Origin of the sequence: Pseudomonas prosekii, assembly GCF_900105155.1 — a bacterium.
GTDB classification, from domain to species: Bacteria; Pseudomonadota; Gammaproteobacteria; order Pseudomonadales; family Pseudomonadaceae; genus Aquipseudomonas; species Aquipseudomonas prosekii.
Map to the genome: position 1 here is coordinate 4,415,759 of NZ_LT629762.1, position 18,074 is coordinate 4,433,832.

At 57.8% G+C, this 18,074-nt stretch carries 21 protein-coding genes; 18 read left to right on the forward strand and 3 right to left on the reverse strand.

Annotated features, from left to right (window positions below; genetic code table 11):
* Window positions 1-40 precede the first annotated feature (40 nt).
* On the reverse strand, window positions 41-958 hold the full coding sequence (locus tag BLU01_RS20070; RefSeq protein WP_092278787.1) for a putative 2-dehydropantoate 2-reductase: 918 nt from the start codon (window positions 956-958) through the stop codon (window positions 41-43).
* A gap of 150 nt (window positions 959-1,108) precedes the next feature.
* Here BLU01_RS20070 and BLU01_RS20075 point away from each other — a divergent pair, with 150 nt between their 5' ends.
* Entirely contained in the window at window positions 1,109-1,594 is a 486-nt protein-coding gene (locus BLU01_RS20075; RefSeq protein WP_008029244.1) for a YajQ family cyclic di-GMP-binding protein, read from the forward strand.
* Window positions 1,595-1,733: 139 nt separating this feature from the next.
* Window positions 1,734-2,576, forward strand: a complete 843-nt coding sequence (locus BLU01_RS20080; RefSeq protein ID WP_092278789.1) for a mechanosensitive ion channel family protein — start codon at window positions 1,734-1,736, stop codon at window positions 2,574-2,576.
* Window positions 2,577-2,833: 257 nt separating this feature from the next.
* Here the strand turns inward: BLU01_RS20080 and BLU01_RS20085 are convergent, their stop codons facing one another.
* Window positions 2,834-4,171, reverse strand: a complete 1,338-nt coding sequence (locus BLU01_RS20085; protein ID WP_092278791.1) for an OprD family porin — start codon at window positions 4,169-4,171, stop codon at window positions 2,834-2,836.
* Window positions 4,172-5,041: 870 nt separating this feature from the next.
* Between BLU01_RS20085 and BLU01_RS20090 the strand changes: the two genes are divergently transcribed.
* On the forward strand, window positions 5,042-5,479 hold the full coding sequence (locus BLU01_RS20090; RefSeq protein ID WP_092281676.1) for an HIT domain-containing protein: 438 nt from the start codon (window positions 5,042-5,044) through the stop codon (window positions 5,477-5,479).
* A gap of 3 nt (window positions 5,480-5,482) precedes the next feature.
* A complete protein-coding gene (locus tag BLU01_RS20095) occupies window positions 5,483-5,689 on the forward strand; it encodes a SlyX family protein (RefSeq protein WP_092278793.1) in 207 nt (68 codons plus the stop codon).
* A gap of 112 nt (window positions 5,690-5,801) precedes the next feature.
* Here the strand turns inward: BLU01_RS20095 and BLU01_RS28200 are convergent, their stop codons facing one another.
* Complete coding sequence (locus BLU01_RS28200) at window positions 5,802-6,404, reverse strand: cold-shock protein (protein ID WP_092278795.1); 603 nt, start codon at window positions 6,402-6,404, stop codon at window positions 5,802-5,804.
* A gap of 310 nt (window positions 6,405-6,714) precedes the next feature.
* On the opposite strand from BLU01_RS28200, the gene BLU01_RS20105 reads away from it, so the two are divergent.
* The 14 genes from BLU01_RS20105 (at window position 6,715) to pal (ending at window position 18,074) form a co-directional block, all read left to right on the forward strand.
* The gene (locus BLU01_RS20105; protein WP_092278797.1) at window positions 6,715-7,185 is read left to right on the forward strand and encodes a Dps family protein; all 471 of its coding nucleotides are present in this window, start codon (window positions 6,715-6,717) and stop codon (window positions 7,183-7,185) included.
* A gap of 268 nt (window positions 7,186-7,453) precedes the next feature.
* Window positions 7,454-7,768: a ribbon-helix-helix domain-containing protein gene (locus BLU01_RS20110; RefSeq protein ID WP_092278799.1), complete on the forward strand. Its 315-nt coding sequence runs from the start codon at window positions 7,454-7,456 to the stop codon at window positions 7,766-7,768.
* A 150-nt stretch (window positions 7,769-7,918) separates the two neighbouring features.
* Complete coding sequence (locus BLU01_RS20115; RefSeq protein WP_010457489.1) at window positions 7,919-8,140, forward strand: FmdB family zinc ribbon protein; 222 nt, start codon at window positions 7,919-7,921, stop codon at window positions 8,138-8,140.
* Window positions 8,141-8,246: 106 nt separating this feature from the next.
* On the forward strand, window positions 8,247-10,022 hold the full coding sequence (gene aspS / locus BLU01_RS20120; RefSeq protein WP_092278801.1) for an aspartate--tRNA ligase: 1,776 nt from the start codon (window positions 8,247-8,249) through the stop codon (window positions 10,020-10,022).
* A 133-nt stretch (window positions 10,023-10,155) separates the two neighbouring features.
* Window positions 10,156-10,902: a YebC/PmpR family DNA-binding transcriptional regulator gene (locus BLU01_RS20125; protein ID WP_092278803.1), complete on the forward strand. Its 747-nt coding sequence runs from the start codon at window positions 10,156-10,158 to the stop codon at window positions 10,900-10,902.
* Between the two features lie 156 nt (window positions 10,903-11,058).
* Window positions 11,059-11,583 (forward strand): crossover junction endodeoxyribonuclease RuvC, encoded by a 525-nt coding sequence (ruvC, locus tag BLU01_RS20130; protein ID WP_054044997.1) that lies wholly within the window; start codon window positions 11,059-11,061, stop codon window positions 11,581-11,583.
* 114 nt (window positions 11,584-11,697) lie between these two features.
* On the forward strand, window positions 11,698-12,315 hold the full coding sequence (gene ruvA / locus BLU01_RS20135) for a Holliday junction branch migration protein RuvA (protein ID WP_092278805.1): 618 nt from the start codon (window positions 11,698-11,700) through the stop codon (window positions 12,313-12,315).
* Window positions 12,316-13,377, forward strand: a complete 1,062-nt coding sequence (ruvB, locus tag BLU01_RS20140; protein WP_054044994.1) for a Holliday junction branch migration DNA helicase RuvB — start codon at window positions 12,316-12,318, stop codon at window positions 13,375-13,377. It abuts the gene before it with no gap.
* Between the two features lie 138 nt (window positions 13,378-13,515).
* Complete coding sequence (gene ybgC / locus BLU01_RS20145; protein ID WP_092278807.1) at window positions 13,516-13,983, forward strand: tol-pal system-associated acyl-CoA thioesterase; 468 nt, start codon at window positions 13,516-13,518, stop codon at window positions 13,981-13,983.
* Entirely contained in the window at window positions 13,973-14,668 is a 696-nt protein-coding gene (gene tolQ / locus BLU01_RS20150; RefSeq protein WP_092278810.1) for a protein TolQ, read from the forward strand. The genes ybgC and tolQ overlap by 11 nt, the downstream gene beginning before the upstream one ends.
* A gap of 23 nt (window positions 14,669-14,691) precedes the next feature.
* Complete coding sequence (gene tolR / locus BLU01_RS20155; protein ID WP_163914819.1) at window positions 14,692-15,144, forward strand: protein TolR; 453 nt, start codon at window positions 14,692-14,694, stop codon at window positions 15,142-15,144.
* Window positions 15,144-16,223 carry a cell envelope integrity protein TolA gene (gene tolA / locus BLU01_RS20160; RefSeq protein ID WP_092278812.1) on the forward strand — a complete coding sequence of 360 codons (1,080 nt, stop codon included), beginning with the start codon at window positions 15,144-15,146 and terminating at the stop codon, window positions 16,221-16,223. Before tolR ends, tolA begins: the two co-directional genes overlap by 1 nt.
* Before the next feature lie 17 nt (window positions 16,224-16,240).
* Window positions 16,241-17,521, forward strand: coding sequence for a Tol-Pal system beta propeller repeat protein TolB (tolB, locus tag BLU01_RS20165; protein ID WP_178076574.1), 1,281 nt, complete (start codon window positions 16,241-16,243; stop codon window positions 17,519-17,521).
* A gap of 55 nt (window positions 17,522-17,576) precedes the next feature.
* Window positions 17,577-18,074: a peptidoglycan-associated lipoprotein Pal gene (gene pal, locus BLU01_RS20170; RefSeq protein WP_003178634.1), complete on the forward strand. Its 498-nt coding sequence runs from the start codon at window positions 17,577-17,579 to the stop codon at window positions 18,072-18,074.

The window sequence follows — 18,074 nt, forward strand, 5'->3', positions numbered from 1 at the left end:
TCGTCGCTGAAAGGGAACAAGTCGCCAGCGTAGCCGCTGCTCAGTCGCTGGGCAATCCAAGGCTGTGCAGATGCGTGATCAGGCGCTGCTGCAATTGATTGAGGTGCGGCAGGTTCAACTGATGCCGCGCCGCGACTTTGCACACATGGCCCAACAGATAGCTGATTTCAGTGCGGCGCTGATTGGCGACATCCTGATACATCGACGAGTAATTGGCGGCGGTGGCCTGGATCACCCGTTCGACTTCCTGCTGCAAATCCTCGGCAGCAGCGGGCTGACCGCAGCGCTCGAGCAGCTCGGTCAGCTCGACGCAGAGCGTGGCGACTTCGCAATGATGGTCCTGCAACCCACCGTTGCGGCAACCGTGCAGCACCGTCAGCGGATTGATCGCGCAATTGAGCGCAAGTTTGCGCCACAGCCGCGTGAGGATTTCGGTGCTCCATTCGTGGGGAATGCCGGCGGCGTTCAAATCGTCCAGCCAGATCGGCGCCACCGGATGCCCGGCATCGCCGAGCCAGGTGTAACCGTGGCCGGCGAACACCACGCGCCAATCGCCATCGCGAAACGCGCCTTCAGTGCTCGACGCGCTGATGCAGCGCGCTTGCGGCACGCGCGCCGCCACGGCGTCCTGACTGCCGAGGCCGTTCTGCAACAGGATCAGTTCGGCGCCCTCCGTCAGGCGCGGCGCCAGTTGCGCCACGGCGTGCTCGGCGTCGTAGGCTTTGCAGGCGACCAGCAAGCGGCTGATCGGCGCGTCGCCGTCAGGTGTTTCAGCGGGCACGGCGTAGGTGCTCGCGCTGCCGTTCTCGACCAGGGTCAAGCCGCCCGCCGCGTGATATGCGTTTAAACGATTTTCGTCTCGCACAATCAAACGCACCGCAACCCCCGCGCGCGCCAGGCGGGTGGCCCATAACGTGCCGAGGCTGCCGGCGCCGAGAACATGCCAGGTGGTCGACATCAGCTTTTTGCTCGGTTTGAGGCACGCATGAGAGGCTCGCAGTATCGGTTGGAAAAGACCCGTTATAATGAGCCCGATTTTAACCGCAAGCCAAGCGCGCTCCATCGTGATCGAGCGCGCCTTTTTTTACCGGATTATTGGAGAAATTACATGCCGTCGTTCGACGTGGTATCCGAACTGGACAAACACGAAGTCACCAACGCGGTCGAGAACGCCGTCAAGGAACTCGATCGTCGTTATGACCTGAAAGGCAAGGGCACTTTCGAGTTCAAGGAAAAGGAGCTGACCGTCAACCTGACCGCTGAAGCCGATTTCCAGCTCGAAGCGATGATCGAAATCCTCAAGCTGGCGCTGGTCAAGCGCAAGATCGACGTGCAGTGCCTTGAGGTCAAGGATGCTTATGCGTCGGGCAAGTTGATGAAGCAGGAAGCCGTGCTCAAGGAAGGCATCGACAAGGAGCTGGCGAAGAAAATCGTCGCTCACGTCAAGGACGCCAAGCTCAAGGTCCAGGCCGCCATTCAGGGCGAGCAAGTGCGGATCACCGGCAAGAAGCGCGACGATTTGCAGGAAGCCATCGCGGCCCTGCGCGCCAAGACGTTCGACATGCCGCTGCAGTTCAACAACTTCCGCGACTGACCCTCGCAACACACAATCCTGTGGCTGTGAGCCTGCTCGCGATGAGGTCGTGGCATTCGACACCTGTGTTGAATGGCTCAGCGCCATCGCGCGCAGGCTCGCTGCCATAGCAGGATTGTGCTGACCCCGGAGAAAGTAGATGGATTTGAATACTGAAGTGGACCATTTGGTAAAGGCCTCGCAGGCCTGGATCCCGATGATCATGGAATACGGCAGCCGTGTGCTGCTGGCGGTGATCACCCTGGCCATCGGCTGGTGGCTGATCAACAAAGTCACGCAAAAACTCGGCGGCCTGCTGGCCCTGCGTAACGCCGACCTGGCGCTGCAAGGTTTTATCAGCAGCCTGGCCAACATCATTCTCAAAGTGCTGCTGATTGTCAGCGTCGCATCGATGATCGGCGTCGAGACCACCTCGTTCGTTGCCGCCATCGGTGCCGCAGGTCTGGCAATCGGCCTGGCATTGCAGGGCAGCCTGGCGAACTTCGCGGGCGGCGTGCTGATTCTGTTGTTCCGTCCGTTCCGCATTGGTGACTGGATCGAAGCCCAGGGCGTGTCCGGCACGGTCGACAGCATTCAGATCTTCCACACAGTGCTGCGCACCGGCGACAACAAAACCATCATCGTGCCAAACGGCAATCTGTCGAACGGCATCATCACCAACACCAATCGTCAGCCAACCCGCAAAGTTGTGTTCGATGTCGGCGTGGACTACGAAGCGGACTTGCAGAAAGCCCGCCAAGTGCTGCTCGACCTGGCCAACGATGAGCGCGTGATGACCGATCCGGCACCGCAAGCCGTTATCTCGACGTTGGGTGACAGCTCAATCACTGTTTCGCTGCGTGTGTGGGTGAAGACTGCGGATTACTGGGATGTGATGTTCATGTTCAACGAACAGGCGCGTGATCGTCTGAAAAGTGCCGGCATTGATATTCCGTTTCCGCAGCGAGTTATTCGCGTGGTTCAGGAAGCACCAGTGCAATAAGTCTGTTGAATTTGGCCAGCAGCTTTTTTAGTTGGCCGTTCAGTCAACTTAAAAGCGGCAGCCCAAGAGTCGGTAAGGCTCTTGGGTTTTTTTATGTCTGCACTTCCGGAAAGATAGCTGGCTAATGTTATTAGTTGAAGTTAGTTAGCTTGCTTTCGAAGTTGCCTTGTAACGCGCATAAAAAAACCGCCCACCTGAAACAGGTGAGCGGTTTTTGTCAGAGCAGAGCTCTACAGTACGACCGTTTTACATCCTGATTACAGGATGGTCAGCGGGTACTCAATGATCAGACGGGTGTCGTAGTTGTCAGGAGCGTAGCCGCTGTACGCGCCGTTCGAGCGGTAGTTGGCGAAACGCAGACGCATCGACAGGTCTTTTGCCGGACCGTCCTGGAATACGTACTTGGACTCAACGTTCCACTCGTTTTCCTTGCCTTCACCCAGACCGTTGGTCTTGATGTTGTCACCCATTACGTAACGGGTCATGAAGCTCAGGCCAGGAACGCCGTAAGTTTTCATGTTCAGGTCGTAGCGAGCCTGCCAGGAGCGCTCGTCGCGGCCCACGAAGTCGGAGATCTGAATGGAGTTGGCTACGAAGATCGTGCCGTTACCGTCAACGCCGTAGTAGTAGCCGTTGTCACCGCTGGAGCGCTGGTGAGCGACGGTGAACTTGTGTGCGCCGAGGCTGTAAGCAGCTGCCAGGGACCACAGTTTGTTGTCTACGCCGGTGGTGCCGTCGCCGATTGCGTCGACCAGGTCGCCGCGCTTCTCGCCTTTGGTGTTGTACCCGTTGAAGTCGAAGTTCAGCGACTGATCTTCGTTGATCGGCAGGGTGTAGTTCAGGTTGATGTACTGCTTCTTGAAGTAGTCATCAGCGTCGGAAGCCGCTACTGCACCGGTGAAGTTATCGGTGAAGGCGTAGCTGGCGCCGAAGATATTGATGTTGGTCAGGCCTTTGCCGCCAAAACCGTTTTCATCGGAGAGACCGCCGATGCTGTCACGACCCATGCCGGTTTGCTTGCTCAGGGAGGTGAAGCGACCTGCGCTCAGTTCCAGGTTCTTGATCTCTTTGGAAGTGATCAGAGTACCGGTCGCGACTTCTGGCAGCAGACGGCTGTCATCGGTAGCAAATACTGGGCTGGCAACGAATTGCTGGCCGTATTTCAGAGTTGTGTCGGAGAGGCGGAACTTCACTGCTGCGCCGGACTTGGACTGAGTCTTTTCCGGGTTGCCCTCGCTGTCGTTAGCGAACAGGCCATTACCGCGACGACCCGAACCACCGTCCAGTTTCGCCGAACCCATCACCATTGCATCCAGGCCTACGCCGATGGTGCCTTGGGTGAAACCGGATTCGTAAGTGATCAGCTCGCTGATACCAGTGTCCTGACGATAGCCGCTTTCAAAGGTGCCATCACCTTTGGCGATGTTACCGGCACCGTTCTTGAAATCACGGTTCATGTACTGGATACGGGTCTTGGCTTTCAGACTTTGATCTTCGATAAAGCCTTTGGACTCGTCCTGGGAGGACGCGATTGCGAACTGCGAGGTGCCTGCTGAAACAGCCAGTGCGATTATGCTCCACTTCATCACGCGCATCGTGATTTGCTCCTTTGGTTTTTAGAAGAGTACTGCCGTCCCACCTGTTTTATTATCTGGGCGGCTCTTTCTTTTTGTGTCGGCGCAAACTTATATCACGCCGACAATGTTGGCGATACTTGCTCATCTATCCTTTCAGCTTCTTTACGACCCTGTCGCAAACAGCTGTGTAGATGTCGCAAATTTACAACCTCGACGCAAGCGGACAAACAACTTCGACGTTGTTTTTCAAAGCTTTGGCGTCGCTAAAAAGAGTCCCTGGCGCAACCTCTGAAACTCCATCGGGCAACCCTGCCGCTGTTTTTATTTGCCTGAACGCTGCCACTTCCAGTGGACGCTTTCAGGCGATATGGGTGTGAATGCAACAAGCGTGCTCAAACCTGGATTCTGTTGCTGTTTTTTTAAGAAATTGTGCTGGTGCCTGCAAAAACCTCATAAAACCGGGGGTTTCAAGTGCGTTTTGTTTGCGCTTGACGCCATGCATGACCTGGTGTTGCTGCACCCTGAAAAATGCGCGACCACGAAAAACGTTACCGGTTCACCCCTGAAGTGAGTAGTTGGCGGATCCCCGACCGCCTCAGCGTAGACGCGATGTGCGGTTTTGGTGCAGAAAATTTCAATCACTGTGTCGAATTCATACAGCTTGGCCACAGGCGCGAGGTGGGCGGGTGAGCGTTTGTCAGTCACTTCGGCTGTTTTCGCCGAGCGCCTGGTTCTGTAATGGTGCGTTCGCCGTAAAAATGTCTCATGGCGGGGCGCGGGTTCCGGCGGCAGGGCATTCGCGGGTATGCTGCCGTCCTGTCGCTTGGCGCGCGGCCTTGGAGCCGGGGCGCTAAGCTGAAACTGATGAACCAGGCGGGAGTGCGCGCAGTGTTCGCTTTAGATTCACAACTTCAACAAGACACTTTACCCATCGGTGATTTCCCTCTCTGCCGGCTGCTGCTGTCCAACGAAGCGAATTACCCGTGGTTCATCCTGGTGCCGCGCCGCGAAAATATCAGCGAGTTGTTTCAGTTGGATGTCGATGATCAGCAGCAGCTCTGGCAGGAAACCAACGCATTGGCGGAGATGCTCAAAGACCTGTTCGACGCCGACAAAATGAATGTCGCGACGCTGGGCAACGTGGTCAGCCAACTGCACATGCATGTGATTGTGCGCAAGCGCGACGATGCCGCGTGGCCGGCGCCGGTCTGGGGCAAGCACCCGGCCAAGCCGTACACCGCCGAGCAGGTCGCAGCGATTCGCGAGCGGCTGCGCTCGGTGCTTGCCGATCAAATCACCTGGTTGTCACCTGAAGGGAGCGTGTAAGCGATGAACCTCGAAGAGCGCGTCAACGATCTGGAGAGCCGCTTGGCGTTTCAGGACGACACCATTCAGTCATTGAACGATGTGCTGGTGGCGCAGCAGCGCGTGGTCGAACGCCTGCAACTGCAAATGTCGGCGTTGCTGCGCCGTCAGGAAGAAATGGCCGGGCAGTTCGAGTCCTCCGAAGAAGAGGCGCCACCGCCGCACTATTAATAAGGCAAGGGTCAAGAACGCAAGGGTTAAGAAGGCGAGAACGCCGGACAAACCCCGGGCAATAAAAAACCGCGAACAGCCAGGCTGTTCGCGGTTTTTTTATCGCTTGGGATCAGCGACGGGGCAGTGCGGCGATCACGTCTTCGGCTTGCAGGCCTTTGTCGCGGTTCATCACCGAAAACTCCACGCGCTGGCCTTCGACCAGAACGCGGTGGCCTTCGCCACGAATGGCGCGAAAGTGCACGAAAATATCATCGCCCGAATCGCGCGAGATAAAGCCGAAGCCTTTGGAGGTGTTGAACCACTTGACGGTGCCGGTATCGCGGTTGCTCATGTCATAGCTTGGCGAGGAGGCGGCCGGTGACGATTTGTAGAAGCTGATGGCCAAGTGCAGGAACACGGCAACCAGGGTAACAACGAGGCTGAACAGCACCGCAGGCTGACCGGCAATAACCGGCATCGGCGCGATCAGTGTCAGGGTTTGCAGCACCACAGCCAGGACCAGCAGAGCGCTGACGAGGTTTTGCAGTTGGTGGCGAGGACCTTTGTTCCAGTAAGGGATAACCGGCGCGAGGGTCAGATTGAGCAGGCCGAAAAAGGCCAGGTAAAGTGCATCGGGTTGTTGCAGGTAAGGTACCGCTTCGGATTGCAGGCTAGGGATGAAGGACAGCAGCAAAGCTGCTGCGCCCATTAGCAGGTGGACGATTTTCAACATTTTGATTGACTCACGTTAAGACGGATCACAAGGAAGAGCTGACAAGGCACGGTTCGCTTCAGAACAATAAGAGGCGGTGGACACGTACCCGCTATCAGCCTATGCGCCGGCCCCCGGAAAAATAAGGGAATGACGACACGCTGCCTATTTAACAGCAAAGCCTGCGGCTACTCAAATCAGGCAGTCGGGCGGCGGCCCTTGGGCGATTTGTCGCAGGCTGGGCAATTATCCGGGGCTGCATGGCGTGGACAGCCTTGCTACAGTGGTCCAGCACTTGTCGGATGAATTTCATCACCTTTAGGGGATAAGCATGGCAATCGATATCGGTATCAGTGAAGAGGATCGCAAGTCCATCGTCGACGGGCTGTCGCGTCTGCTGTCGGACACCTACGTGTTGTACCTGAAAACCCACAACTTCCACTGGAACGTCACCGGGCCGATGTTTCGGACCCTGCACCTGATGTTCGAAGAGCAATACAACGAGCTGGCGCTGGCCGTCGATTCGATCGCCGAGCGTATTCGTGCGCTGGGCTTCCCGGCTCCTGGCGCCTATTCGGTGTACGCGCGGCTTTCTTCTATTAAAGAAGAAGAAGGCGTGCCGAGCGCCGAAGACATGATCAAGCAACTGGTCGACGGGCAAGAAGCGGTCACCCGCACCGCGCGCGGGATCTTCCCGCTGCTGGACAAAGTCAGTGACGAGCCCACGGCCGACCTGCTGACCCAGCGTATGCAAGTCCACGAAAAAACCGCGTGGATGCTCCGTTCGCTGCTGGATCACTAAGTGCGAAGGTGCGCGGATGACGCCAGCGGCGTTGTTCGTGCACCGCTGTTCCTGTAGCCGGAATCTCTATTTGGCTGCGGAAAGTCGCCGCGCTGCTGTAGGAAACTGTCCGGCCTAGGACCGTGTCCAGGATCCTCCCCCATTTGTTGGCTTATCCTACGTCGATGGTCATAAAGTCATCTGGCTATAACTTTGCGCCTGCGTTTTTATAAGGATTCAGGAGAACTGATCTGATGAAAACCACGGATGGCAAAGGAGTGTCAGCGCTATGGTTTATGGACAAAGTGAGCGCGAGTGGAGGTTTGTCGCGCAACCGGCGATAAAGATTGACCCGTTTGTCAGTGAATTTGATATGGGCCTGGCCCGGCCGTTATCGCGGTCGGTACGCTTGAACGGTTTTGCGACCTGCCTGCGGCTCGAGCAGGTCTATTGGGACATTCTGGGCGAAATGGCCACCCTCAACGGCTGCTCGGTGAGTACCTTGTTGTCGCACGTGGACCGCGAGGTGCATTTGCGTCACGGCGGGGTGAAGAATTTCACCGGGCTGGTGCGCGTGGTCTGCGTCGTCCACAGCTTGAAGTGAGGTGTGGATAAGCCGGTTTGCGGTTGAAACGGGCGCAGTGTCGGTCTGTGCAGTCTTACGGCTGCACAGGCCGCATTTAATCGATATAATCCCGCTCTTTGCCGCAAAACCCTGCGTTTGCGGTAGCAATCTGATCACCGAGACAACCCCATGCCGATGTACGACTATCAATGTGCTTCCTGTGGTCATCAGTTGGAAGCCATTCAAAAGATCAGCGCAGCACCGCTGGTCGACTGCCCTGCGTGCCAGGCACCAGAGCTGAAGAAGATGCTGTCCATGCCGGGTTTCCGCCTCAGCGGCACCGGTTGGTACGAAACCGACTTCAAGACCGGTTCGAAGAAAAACCTGGCCGGCGGCGACAAGGCTGACTAGGTTTGCAACCTGTTGAACGACACGCGTGAGCTCTTGCATCATCTGGCAACTGCCGTGAGCACGACCTCCAACCGAATTTCGAATTACGAGAAGTGAAACCACTACCATGATGCGCAGCCATTATTGCGGCCAACTGAACGAAGCCCTGGAAGGCCAGGAAATTACCCTTTGCGGATGGGTTCACCGTCGCCGTGACCACGGTGGGGTGATTTTCCTCGATATCCGTGATCGTGACGGTCTGGCCCAAGTGGTGTTCGACCCGGACCGCGCTGAAACCTTCGCCGCCGCCGACCGCGTGCGCAGCGAGTACGTAGTCAAGGTCACCGGCAAGGTGCGTCTGCGTCCGGCCGGTGCGACCAACGCCAATATGGCGTCGGGCATGATCGAAGTGCTGGGCTACGAACTGGAAGTGCTGAACGAAGCGGAAACCCCGCCGTTCCCGCTCAACGAGTTCTCCGACGTTGGCGAAGAAACCCGCCTGCGTTATCGCTTCCTCGACCTGCGTCGCCCGGAAATGCTCGAGAAGCTGCGTCTGCGTTCGCGCATGACCACCAGCATCCGTCGCTTCCTCGACGAAAACGGCTTCCTCGACGTCGAGACGCCGATCCTGACTCGCGCAACCCCGGAAGGCGCTCGCGACTACCTGGTGCCGAGCCGCACTCACGCCGGTTCGTTCTTTGCGTTGCCGCAATCGCCACAGCTGTTCAAGCAACTGCTGATGGTCGCCGGCTTCGACCGCTACTACCAGATTGCCAAGTGCTTCCGTGACGAAGACCTGCGCGCTGACCGTCAGCCGGAATTCACCCAGATCGACATCGAGACCAGTTTCCTCGATGAAAAAGAGATCATGGCCATCACCGAAAAAATGATCCGCAACCTGTTCAAGGAAGTGCTGGATCTGGAATTCGGCGAATTCCCGCACATGACATTCGAAGAAGCCATGCGCCGTTACGGTTCCGACAAGCCAGACCTGCGTAACCCGCTGGAACTGGTAGACGTTGCCGACCAGCTCAAAGAAGTCGATTTCAAAGTCTTCAGCGGCCCGGCTAACGATCCGAAGTGCCGGATTGCCGCACTGCGCGTTCCAGGCGCTGCGAGCATGCCGCGCAAGCAGATCGACGACTACACCAAGTTTGTCGGCATCTACGGTGCCAAGGGCCTGGCGTACATCAAGGTCAACGAGCGCGCCAAAGGCGTCGAAGGCCTGCAGTCGCCGATCGTCAAGAACATTCCTGAAGCCAACCTCAATGTGATCCTCGATCGCGTTGGCGCGGTTGACGGCGACATCGTGTTCTTCGGTGCCGACAAAGCCAAGATCGTCAGCGAAGCCCTCGGCGCGCTGCGGATCAAGGTGGGTAACGACCTGAACCTGCTGACCTGCAAGTGGGTGCCGATGTGGGTTGTCGACTTCCCGATGTTCGAAGAGAACGACGACGGCAGCTTCACTGCCTTGCACCACCCGTTCACCGCACCGAAGTGCACGCCGCAGGAACTGGAAGCCAACCCGGCGACCGCACTGTCCCGCGCCTACGACATGGTTCTGAACGGCACCGAGCTGGGTGGCGGTTCGATCCGTATCCACCGCAAGGAAATGCAGCAGACCGTGTTCCGTCTGTTGGGTATCAATGAAGCGGAACAGGAAGAGAAATTCGGCTTCCTGCTCGACGCCCTGAAATACGGCGCGCCGCCGCACGGTGGCCTGGCTTTCGGCCTCGACCGTCTGGTGATGCTGATGACCGGCGCGCAGTCGATCCGTGAAGTGATCGCGTTCCCGAAAACCCAGAGCGCGGCTGACGTCATGACTCAGGCACCGGGCGCTGTCGACGCCAAGGCATTGCGCGAATTGCACATTCGTTTGCGCGAAACGCCTAAGGCTGAATAAGGCCGGGCTGAGTAAGGCTGACCCTGAAGGCGCATCCTCATGGGATGCGCCTTTTCTTTAGGTCGAGATTTTTTTTTGCTGGCCGGCGCTGATGCGCGGCGGGCAATGTTTCAAAGAGAATTCGGAGCGAGTTATGGCGGGTCATTCGAAGTGGGCGAACATCAAGCACCGCAAAGAACGTCAGGATGCCAAGAAGGGCAAGATTTTCACCAAGTGGATTCGTGAACTGACGGTTGCGGCCCGTCAGGGTGGCGGCGATCCGGGCTCCAACCCGCGCCTGCGTCTGGCGCTGGATAAAGCCCTCGGCGCCAACATGAGCCGCGACATCATTGATCGCGCGGTCGCGCGCGGTGCCGGCGCTGCCGATACCGACGACATGGTCGAACTGACCTACGAAGGCTACGGCCCGGGCGGCGTGGCGGTGATGGTCGAATGCATGACCGACAACCGCAATCGCACCGCAGCGGCGGTGCGCCATGCGTTCAGCAAGTGTGGCGGCAACCTTGGCACCGACGGCTCGGTGGCTTATCTGTTCGAACGCAAAGGGCAGATTTCCTTCGCGCCGGGCATCGATGAAGACGCGCTGATGGAAGCCGCGATGGAAGCCGACGCCGACGACGTGGTCACCCACGAAGACGGTTCGATTGAGGTGTTTACCTCGTTCGCCGGTTTCTATTCGGTGCGTAACGCGCTGGAAGCAGCGGGTTTCAAAGGTGACGACGCGGAAATCGTGATGCTGCCGACCACCAGTGCCGAACTGGATCTGGAAGGCGCGGAGAAAGTGCTCAAGCTGATCGACATGCTTGAAGACCTGGATGACGTGCAGAACGTTTATTCCAATGCCGATATCCCGGAATCGGTTGCCGCGCAACTGGGTTGAGGGCGAGTAAGATCCCCTGTGGGAGCGAGCCTGCTCGCGAGCGCGGATTTCAGGCAGCATCGTTGCTGAATATGAAACCGCTTTCGCGAGCAAGCTCGCTCCCACATTTGTTATTCGTGTATTGAATACCGTGCTTTTACTGAACCCGCAGGCGTTATGACTTTAATCCTTGGTATCGACCCCGGTTCGCGCATTACCGGTTACGGCGTGGTACGCGATACCGGGCGCGGCTGCGTTTACGTGGCGTCGGGGTGCATTCGCACCGGTTCCGGCGAGCTGCATGAACGCCTGCAAATCGTCTATCGCGGCGTGCGCGAAGTGATCCAGACCTACGGCCCGACAACCATGGGCATCGAAAAAGTCTTCATGGCGCGTAACGCCGACTCTGCGCTGAAACTTGGTCAGGCGCGCGGCGCGGCCATTGTTGCTGGCGCCGAAGAAAGCCTGGAAATCGCCGAGTACACCGCGACCCAGGTCAAGCAAGCGGTCACCGGCACCGGCGCGGCGAATAAAGAGCAGGTGCAGATGATGGTCATGCACATGCTCAAACTCACCAGCAAACCGCAAATCGATGCCTCGGATGCGCTGGCAATCGCCATTTGTCACGCGCACACCCGTTCCAGTCTGCTGCCGCATGGCCTCGGGACTGCACGCAGTCGTGGCGGGCGCCTGCGTCTCTGATAGCATCAGCAATCATTTTTACGGGATGAGGGTTTTGCGCCTGTGTCGTCGGCGCCAAACCCTGGTCCTGTCAGTCGCCAGCACCTGGCTGGCCAACGCTCAAGGATCTGAAACGTGATTGGACGCTTGCGCGGCACCCTGGCTGAGAAACAGCCGCCGCACCTGATTCTGGATGTAAACGGCCTCGGGTATGAGCTGGAAGTGCCCATGACCACGCTGTATCGCTTGCCGTCGGTCGGTGAACCGCTGACGTTGCACACCCATTTAGTCGTACGCGAGGACGCGCAGTTACTCTATGGCTTCTACGGCAAGCGTGAGCGAGACTTTTTTCGCGAGTTGATCCGTCTCAATGGTGTAGGGCCGAAATTGGCCTTGGCGCTGATGTCGAGTCTGGAAGTCGATGAGCTGGTGCGTTGCGTGCAGTCCCAGGACACCTCGGCGTTGACCAAGGTGCCGGGTGTCGGCAAGAAGACTGCCGAGCGTTTACTGGTCGAACTCAAGGACCGGTTCAAAGCCTGGGAAACCGTGCCGGCGATGTTTGCACTGGTGCCGAACCAGCCGGGAGGGCCGGATGCGCCAGCACCGGCAGTCACCGCCGAGAGTGATGCGATCAGCGCGCTGGTCTCCCTGGGCTACAAGCCGCAGGAAGCCAGCAAGGCGATTACCTCGATCAAGGAGAAAGGTTTGAGCAGTGAAGATCTGATTCGCCGTGCCCTGAAGGGAATGATTTAAGTGATTGAAGCTGATCGTCTGATTGCCGCCACGCCGGGCCCTCGTGATCGCGAGGAAGTTCAGGACCGGGCGATTCGTCCCCTCAGCCTGGCCGAATACATTGGCCAGCCCACCGTTCGCGAGCAAATGGAGTTGTTCATCCAGGCCGCTCGCGGGCGCAGTGAATCGCTGGACCACACGTTGATCTTCGGCCCGCCGGGCTTGGGTAAAACCACGCTGGCCAACATCATCGCTCAGGAAATGGGCGTGTCGATCAAAAGCACTTCGGGGCCGGTCCTTGAGCGCCCGGGCGATCTCGCCGCGCTGCTGACCAATCTTGAGCCGCATGACGTGTTGTTCATCGACGAAATCCATCGGTTGTCGCCGATCGTCGAAGAAGTGCTGTACCCGGCGATGGAAGATTTCCAGCTCGACATCATGATCGGCGAAGGGCCGGCCGCGCGTTCGATCAAACTGGATTTGCCGCCGTTCACTCTGGTCGGCGCGACCACCCGCGCGGGCATGCTGACCAACCCGTTGCGCGACCGTTTTGGTATCGTCCAGCGTCTGGAGTTCTACAGCACCGCCGACCTGGCGACGATTGTCAGCCGTTCGGCGAGCATTCTCGGGCTGCCGCTGGACCCGGAGGGCGCCTTCGAAATCGCCCGTCGCGCCCGCGGCACGCCGCGAATCGCCAACCGCTTGCTGCGTCGCGTGCGCGATTTCGCCGAAGTGCGCGCCAAGGGCCACATCACTAAGCCGATTGCCGACCTCGCGTTGAATTTGCTGGATGTCGATGAGCGCGGTTTCGATCATCAGGACCGGCGTTTGCTGCTGACCATGATCGAGAAGTTTGACGGCGGCCCGGTCGGCGTCGACAGTCTGGCCGCGGCGATCAGTGAAGAGCGCCACACCATTGAAGATGTGCTGGAGCCGTACCTGATTCAGCAGGGCTATATCATGCGCACTCCGCGGGGGCGGGTGGTCACTCGACACGCGTATCTGCACTTCGGTTTAAACATCCCGTCACGATTGGGCGAGATGCCCGTAGTAGACGAGTTCCTCGATGCAGTAGACGATTAATCACCTTTGCGGGCTGATCGATTGAGCGTTTGTGTGGTCCTAGGGGCTCACATGACGAATCTTTCGCTGGAAAGCTGCATAAACAATGAAAAACAGTTGCCTGGCTGGATTGGCAACCTGAGGAGTAAGCACTAGAGTATGCGCGCGCAAAACGGGCTTGAGCCTTCCGCATTTCGTTGTCGCGTTTATTACGAGGACACCGATGCGGGCGGCATCGTGTATTACGTTAATTACCTCAAGTTTATGGAACGGGCTCGAACCGAGCGGCTCCGGGAACTGGGCTTTGCCCAATCCCAGCTGGCAGGGGAGGACCTGTTGTTCGTCGTGCATTCCAGCGAAGCGCGATATCACGCGCCGGCGCGACTGGACGACGAACTGACGGTAAGCGCTGAAGTAATCGAATTGAACCGTGCCAGCCTGCGCTTTAAACAGCAGGTCAGGCGGGCTACGGATAATGTGCTGCTCTGCGAAGGGCAGTTTTTGGTGGCCTGTGTGCGCACTGACAGTTTGAAACCCCGGGCCATTCCCGAAGCTCTACGTGCGGCCTTTGCCGACGTGAGCGGCGCGGGTAAACACTCAAAGCAGGAGATAAAGCGTGGAAGCTAACGTCGTCGACCATTCCTCCATGTGGAGCCTGGTCAGCAATGCCAGCGTCGTGGTGCAGTTGGTAATGCTGATTCTGGTAGCCGCATCGGTGACCTCATGGATCATGATCTTTCAGCGCAGCAACTTGCTGCGCGCCGGTCGACGTGCCCTGGAGAGCTTTGAAGAGCGCTTCTGGTCGGGTATCGACCTGTCCAAACTCTACCGTCAGGCAGGCAGCAACCCTGATCCGGATTCGGGCGTCGAGCAGATCTTCCGTGCCGGTTTCAAGGAATTCTCCCGTCTGCGCCAGCAGCCAGGCGTTGACCCGGAAGCGGTCATGGAAGGCGTGGCCCGTGCCATGCGCGTGGCGATTTCCCGCGAAGAAGAAAAGCTCGAACAGAGCCTGCCATTCCTCGCCACCGTCGGTTCCGTCAGCCCGTATATCGGCCTGTTCGGTACGGTCTGGGGGATCATGAACTCCTTCCGTGGTCTGGCCACTGCCCAACAGGCGACCCTGGCCACCGTAGCTCCAGGTATTGCCGAAGCACTGATCGCCACCGCGATCGGCCTGTTCGCGGCCATCCCGGCCGTTATCGCTTACAACCGTTTTGCTGCACGCAGCGAAACCTTGCTGGGCCGTTACTACACCTTCGCCGACGAATTCCAGGCGATCCTGCACCGCAAAGTGCACACCAGCGAAGAATAAGCAGGTAATTTCCAATGGCTTTAATCGCTCGAGCTCGCAAAAAGCGCAAGCCGGTTGCCGAGATGAACGTGGTGCCTTACATCGACGTGATGCTGGTACTGCTGGTCATCTTCATGGTGACCGCGCCGATGCTCAATCAGGGCGTGAAAGTTGATCTGCCCAAGGTTTCCAGCGAAGCCTTGCCGCAGGACAACAACACTCAGGTCCTGACCATTTCGATCAAGTCTGACAAGACCTATTACTGGAACCTTGGCAGCGAAGTCGACACCGAAAAGCAGCAGGACAAGGCGATGACCTTGCCGCAGATGACCAGCGCGGTGACCAAAATCATCAGCGCCGGCAACGACAACGGCAAGCGCACCCAAGTCTTCATTCGTGGCGACAAGACCGTCGACTACGGTTCGGTCATGGGCGCCATGGGCGGGCTGCAGAAAGCCGGCGTCGGTAATGTTGGCCTGATTACCGAGGCGCCCTGATGCAGCAACAACGAGAGCCAACAGCCTCGGAAAGCTACTTCTGGCCTAGTGTCTGGGCGATTGGCTTGCACGTGCTGGTTTTCGGCATGCTGTTTGTCAGCTTCGCCATGACGCCTGAGTTGCCGCCGGCCAAGCCGATTGTCCAGGCGACCCTGTACCAGCTGAAATCGAAAAGTCGGGCGACCACCCAGACCAATCAGAAGATTGCGGGTGAAGCGCAGAAGTCTGCTGCGCGCCAGACCGAAGTCGAACAGATGGAACAGAAAAAGGTCGAGCAGGAAGCGGTGAAGGCTGCGGAACAAAAGAAAGAAGAAGCGGCTCAAAAAGCCGAGGAAGCCAAGAAGGCCGACGAGTCGAAGAAGTCTGAGGAAGCTAAAAAGGCTGATGAAGCCAAGAAAGCCGACGAAGCGAAGAAGACCGCCGAAGCCAAAAAGGCTGAAGAGAAACAATTGGCTGATATAGCCAAGAAGAAATCTGAAGAAGAAGCCAAAAAGGCTGCTGAAGAAGAGGCCAAGAAAGCGGCCGCTGAAGAAGCGAAGAAAAAGATTGTCGAGGACGCGAAAAAGAAAGCCGCGGACGACGCCAAGAAGAAATCCGAAGCTGAAGAGGCGAAGAAGAAAGTCGCCGACGAAGCGAAGAAGAAAGCTGCTGCCGATGCTGCGAAGAAGAAAGCGCAGGATGCGGCACGTAAATCTACCGAGGATAAAAAGGCTCAGGCCCTGGCAGATTTGCTTTCCGACACGCCGCAGCGTCAGCAGGCCTTGGCGGATGAGCAGGGTGACGAAGTCGCCGGCAGTTTCGATGATCTGATTCGTGCTCGGGCAGCGGAAGGGTGGGCTCGTCCTCCTTCGGCACGCAAAGGCATGACAGTTGTGTTGCAGATCGGCATGTTGCCGGACGGCACGGTGACTTCGGTCAGCGTGGTCAAGTCCAGCGGTGATGGCCCGTTTGACGCTTCTACTGTAGCGGCGGTCAAGAATATTGGACGTTTGACAGAAATGCAGGGAATGAAGCCGAGCGATTTCGCTCCGTATCGTTCATTCAAGATGACATTCACACCTGAGGATCTAGCCTTGTGAGAAACCTTCTTCGAGGAATGCTGGTCGTTATCTGCTGCATGGCAGGGTTAGCGACGGCAGACGAAAAAAACATTCTGGTCACCAGCGGCAGTGATCGGGCTACTCCGATTGCGGTAGTTCCGTTCGGTTACCAGGGCGGCACCGTCCTCCCGGACGACATGGCCGAAATCATTGGTAACGACTTGCGCAACTCGGGCTACTACTCGCCGATCGCCAAGCAGCAGATGATCAGCCAGCCGAGCCAGGCCAGCGAAATCATTTTCCGTGACTGGAAGGCGATCAGCGCCCAGTACATCATGGTCGGCAGCATTGTTCCGGCGGGCGGTCGTCTGCAGGTGCAATACGCACTGTTCAACGTCGCTACCGAACAGCAAGTGATGACCGGCAGCGTGTCGGGCAGCGTTGATCAACTGCGCGACATGGCGCACTACATCGCTGACCAGTCGTTCGAAAAACTCACCGGTATCAAAGGTGCGTTCTCGACGCGTCTGCTGTACGTGACAGCTGAGCGTTTCTCCGAGAAGAACACGCGTTACACGCTGCAACGTTCGGACTACGACGGTGCCCGCGCCGTGACCCTGCTGCAATCGCGCGAGCCAATCCTGTCGCCGCGTTTCGCACCGGATGGCAAGCGCATCGCTTATGTTTCGTTTGAACAGCGCCGTCCGCGCATCTTCATGCAGAACATCGACACCGGCCGCCGTGAGCAGATCACCAACTTCGAAGGCCTGAACGGTGCTCCAGCGTGGTCGCCGGATGGCAATCGCCTGGCATTCGTATTGTCCAAGGATGGCAACCCGGATATCTACGTGATGAACCTCGGTTCGCGCCAGATCACCCGTGTTACCAATGGCCCTGGCATCAATACTGAACCGTTCTGGGGCAAGGATGGTTCGACCATCTACTTCACCTCCGACCGTGGCGGCAAACCGCAAATCTACAAAACCAGCGCAGGCGGCGGTGGTGCAGAACGCGTTACTTTCATCGGTAACTACAACGCAAACCCGAAACTTTCGGCCGATGAAAAGACCCTGGTGATGATTCACCGCCAGGATGGCTTCACTAATTTCAAGGTTGCGGCCCAGGATTTGCAGCGCGGAAGCGTAAAAATCCTAACTGATAGCACTCTGGACGAGTCGCCTACTGTTGCGCCCAACGGCACCATGGTAATCTACGCCACCCGCCAGCAGGGCCGGGGAGTCTTGATGCTCGTGTCCATTAATGGACGCGTAAGGCTCCCGCTTCCTACCGCACAAGGCGAAGTCAGAGAACCATCCTGGTCCCCTTACCTGAACTGACGCGGCGCTACAAAAAGATTTGCTTAACACACTGGGGTTCATTAGGAGTTTCACGATGGAAATGCTGAAGTTTGGTAAATTTGCTGCGCTGGCTCTGGCCATGGCTGTAGCTGTAGGTTGCTCGTCCAAAGGCGGCGACAATGCCGGTGAAGGCGCTGTTGATCCAAACGCTGGTTACGGCGCTAACACTGGTGCAGTTGACGGCTCCCTGAGCGAAGAAGCTGCTCTGCGCGCTATCACCACTTTCTACTTCGAATACGACAGTTCGGACCTGAAGCCAGAAGCCATGCGCGCTCTGGACGTTCACGCCAAAGACCTGAAAGCAAACGGCGCTCGCGTTGTTCTGGAAGGCAACACCGACGAACGTGGTACTCGTGAGTACAACATGGCACTGGGCGAGCGTCGTGCGAAAGCCGTTCAGCGCTACCTGGTACTGCAAGGTGTTTCCCCAGCTCAGCTGGAACTGGTTTCCTACGGCGAAGAGCGTCCAGTTGCTACCGGCAACGACGAGCAGTCCTGGGCTCAAAACCGTCGCGTCGAACTGCGTAAGTAA

Excerpts from the sequence above, each read along its gene's own strand:
- BLU01_RS20070 (WP_092278787.1), bottom strand. The coding sequence starts at position 958 with ATGTCGACCACCTGGCATGTTCTCGGCGCCGGCAGCCTCGGCACGTTA.
- BLU01_RS20075 (WP_008029244.1), top strand. The coding sequence starts at position 1,109 with ATGCCGTCGTTCGACGTGGTATCCGAACTGGACAAACACGAAGTCACC.
- BLU01_RS20080 (WP_092278789.1), top strand. The coding sequence starts at position 1,734 with ATGGATTTGAATACTGAAGTGGACCATTTGGTAAAGGCCTCGCAGGCC.
- BLU01_RS20085 (WP_092278791.1), bottom strand. The coding sequence starts at position 4,171 with ATGCGCGTGATGAAGTGGAGCATAATCGCACTGGCTGTTTCAGCAGGC.
- BLU01_RS20095 (WP_092278793.1), top strand. The coding sequence starts at position 5,483 with ATGAACCTCGAAGAGCGCGTCAACGATCTGGAGAGCCGCTTGGCGTTT.
- BLU01_RS28200 (WP_092278795.1), bottom strand. The coding sequence starts at position 6,404 with ATGTTGAAAATCGTCCACCTGCTAATGGGCGCAGCAGCTTTGCTGCTG.
- BLU01_RS20105 (WP_092278797.1), top strand. The coding sequence starts at position 6,715 with ATGGCAATCGATATCGGTATCAGTGAAGAGGATCGCAAGTCCATCGTC.
- BLU01_RS20110 (WP_092278799.1), top strand. The coding sequence starts at position 7,454 with ATGGTTTATGGACAAAGTGAGCGCGAGTGGAGGTTTGTCGCGCAACCG.
- BLU01_RS20115 (WP_010457489.1), top strand. The coding sequence starts at position 7,919 with ATGCCGATGTACGACTATCAATGTGCTTCCTGTGGTCATCAGTTGGAA.
- aspS (WP_092278801.1), top strand. The coding sequence starts at position 8,247 with ATGATGCGCAGCCATTATTGCGGCCAACTGAACGAAGCCCTGGAAGGC.
- BLU01_RS20125 (WP_092278803.1), top strand. The coding sequence starts at position 10,156 with ATGGCGGGTCATTCGAAGTGGGCGAACATCAAGCACCGCAAAGAACGT.
- ruvC (WP_054044997.1), top strand. The coding sequence starts at position 11,059 with ATGACTTTAATCCTTGGTATCGACCCCGGTTCGCGCATTACCGGTTAC.
- ybgC (WP_092278807.1), top strand. The coding sequence starts at position 13,516 with ATGCGCGCGCAAAACGGGCTTGAGCCTTCCGCATTTCGTTGTCGCGTT.
- tolA (WP_092278812.1), top strand. The coding sequence starts at position 15,144 with ATGCAGCAACAACGAGAGCCAACAGCCTCGGAAAGCTACTTCTGGCCT.
- tolB (WP_178076574.1), top strand. The coding sequence starts at position 16,241 with ATGCTGGTCGTTATCTGCTGCATGGCAGGGTTAGCGACGGCAGACGAA.
- pal (WP_003178634.1), top strand. The coding sequence starts at position 17,577 with ATGGAAATGCTGAAGTTTGGTAAATTTGCTGCGCTGGCTCTGGCCATG.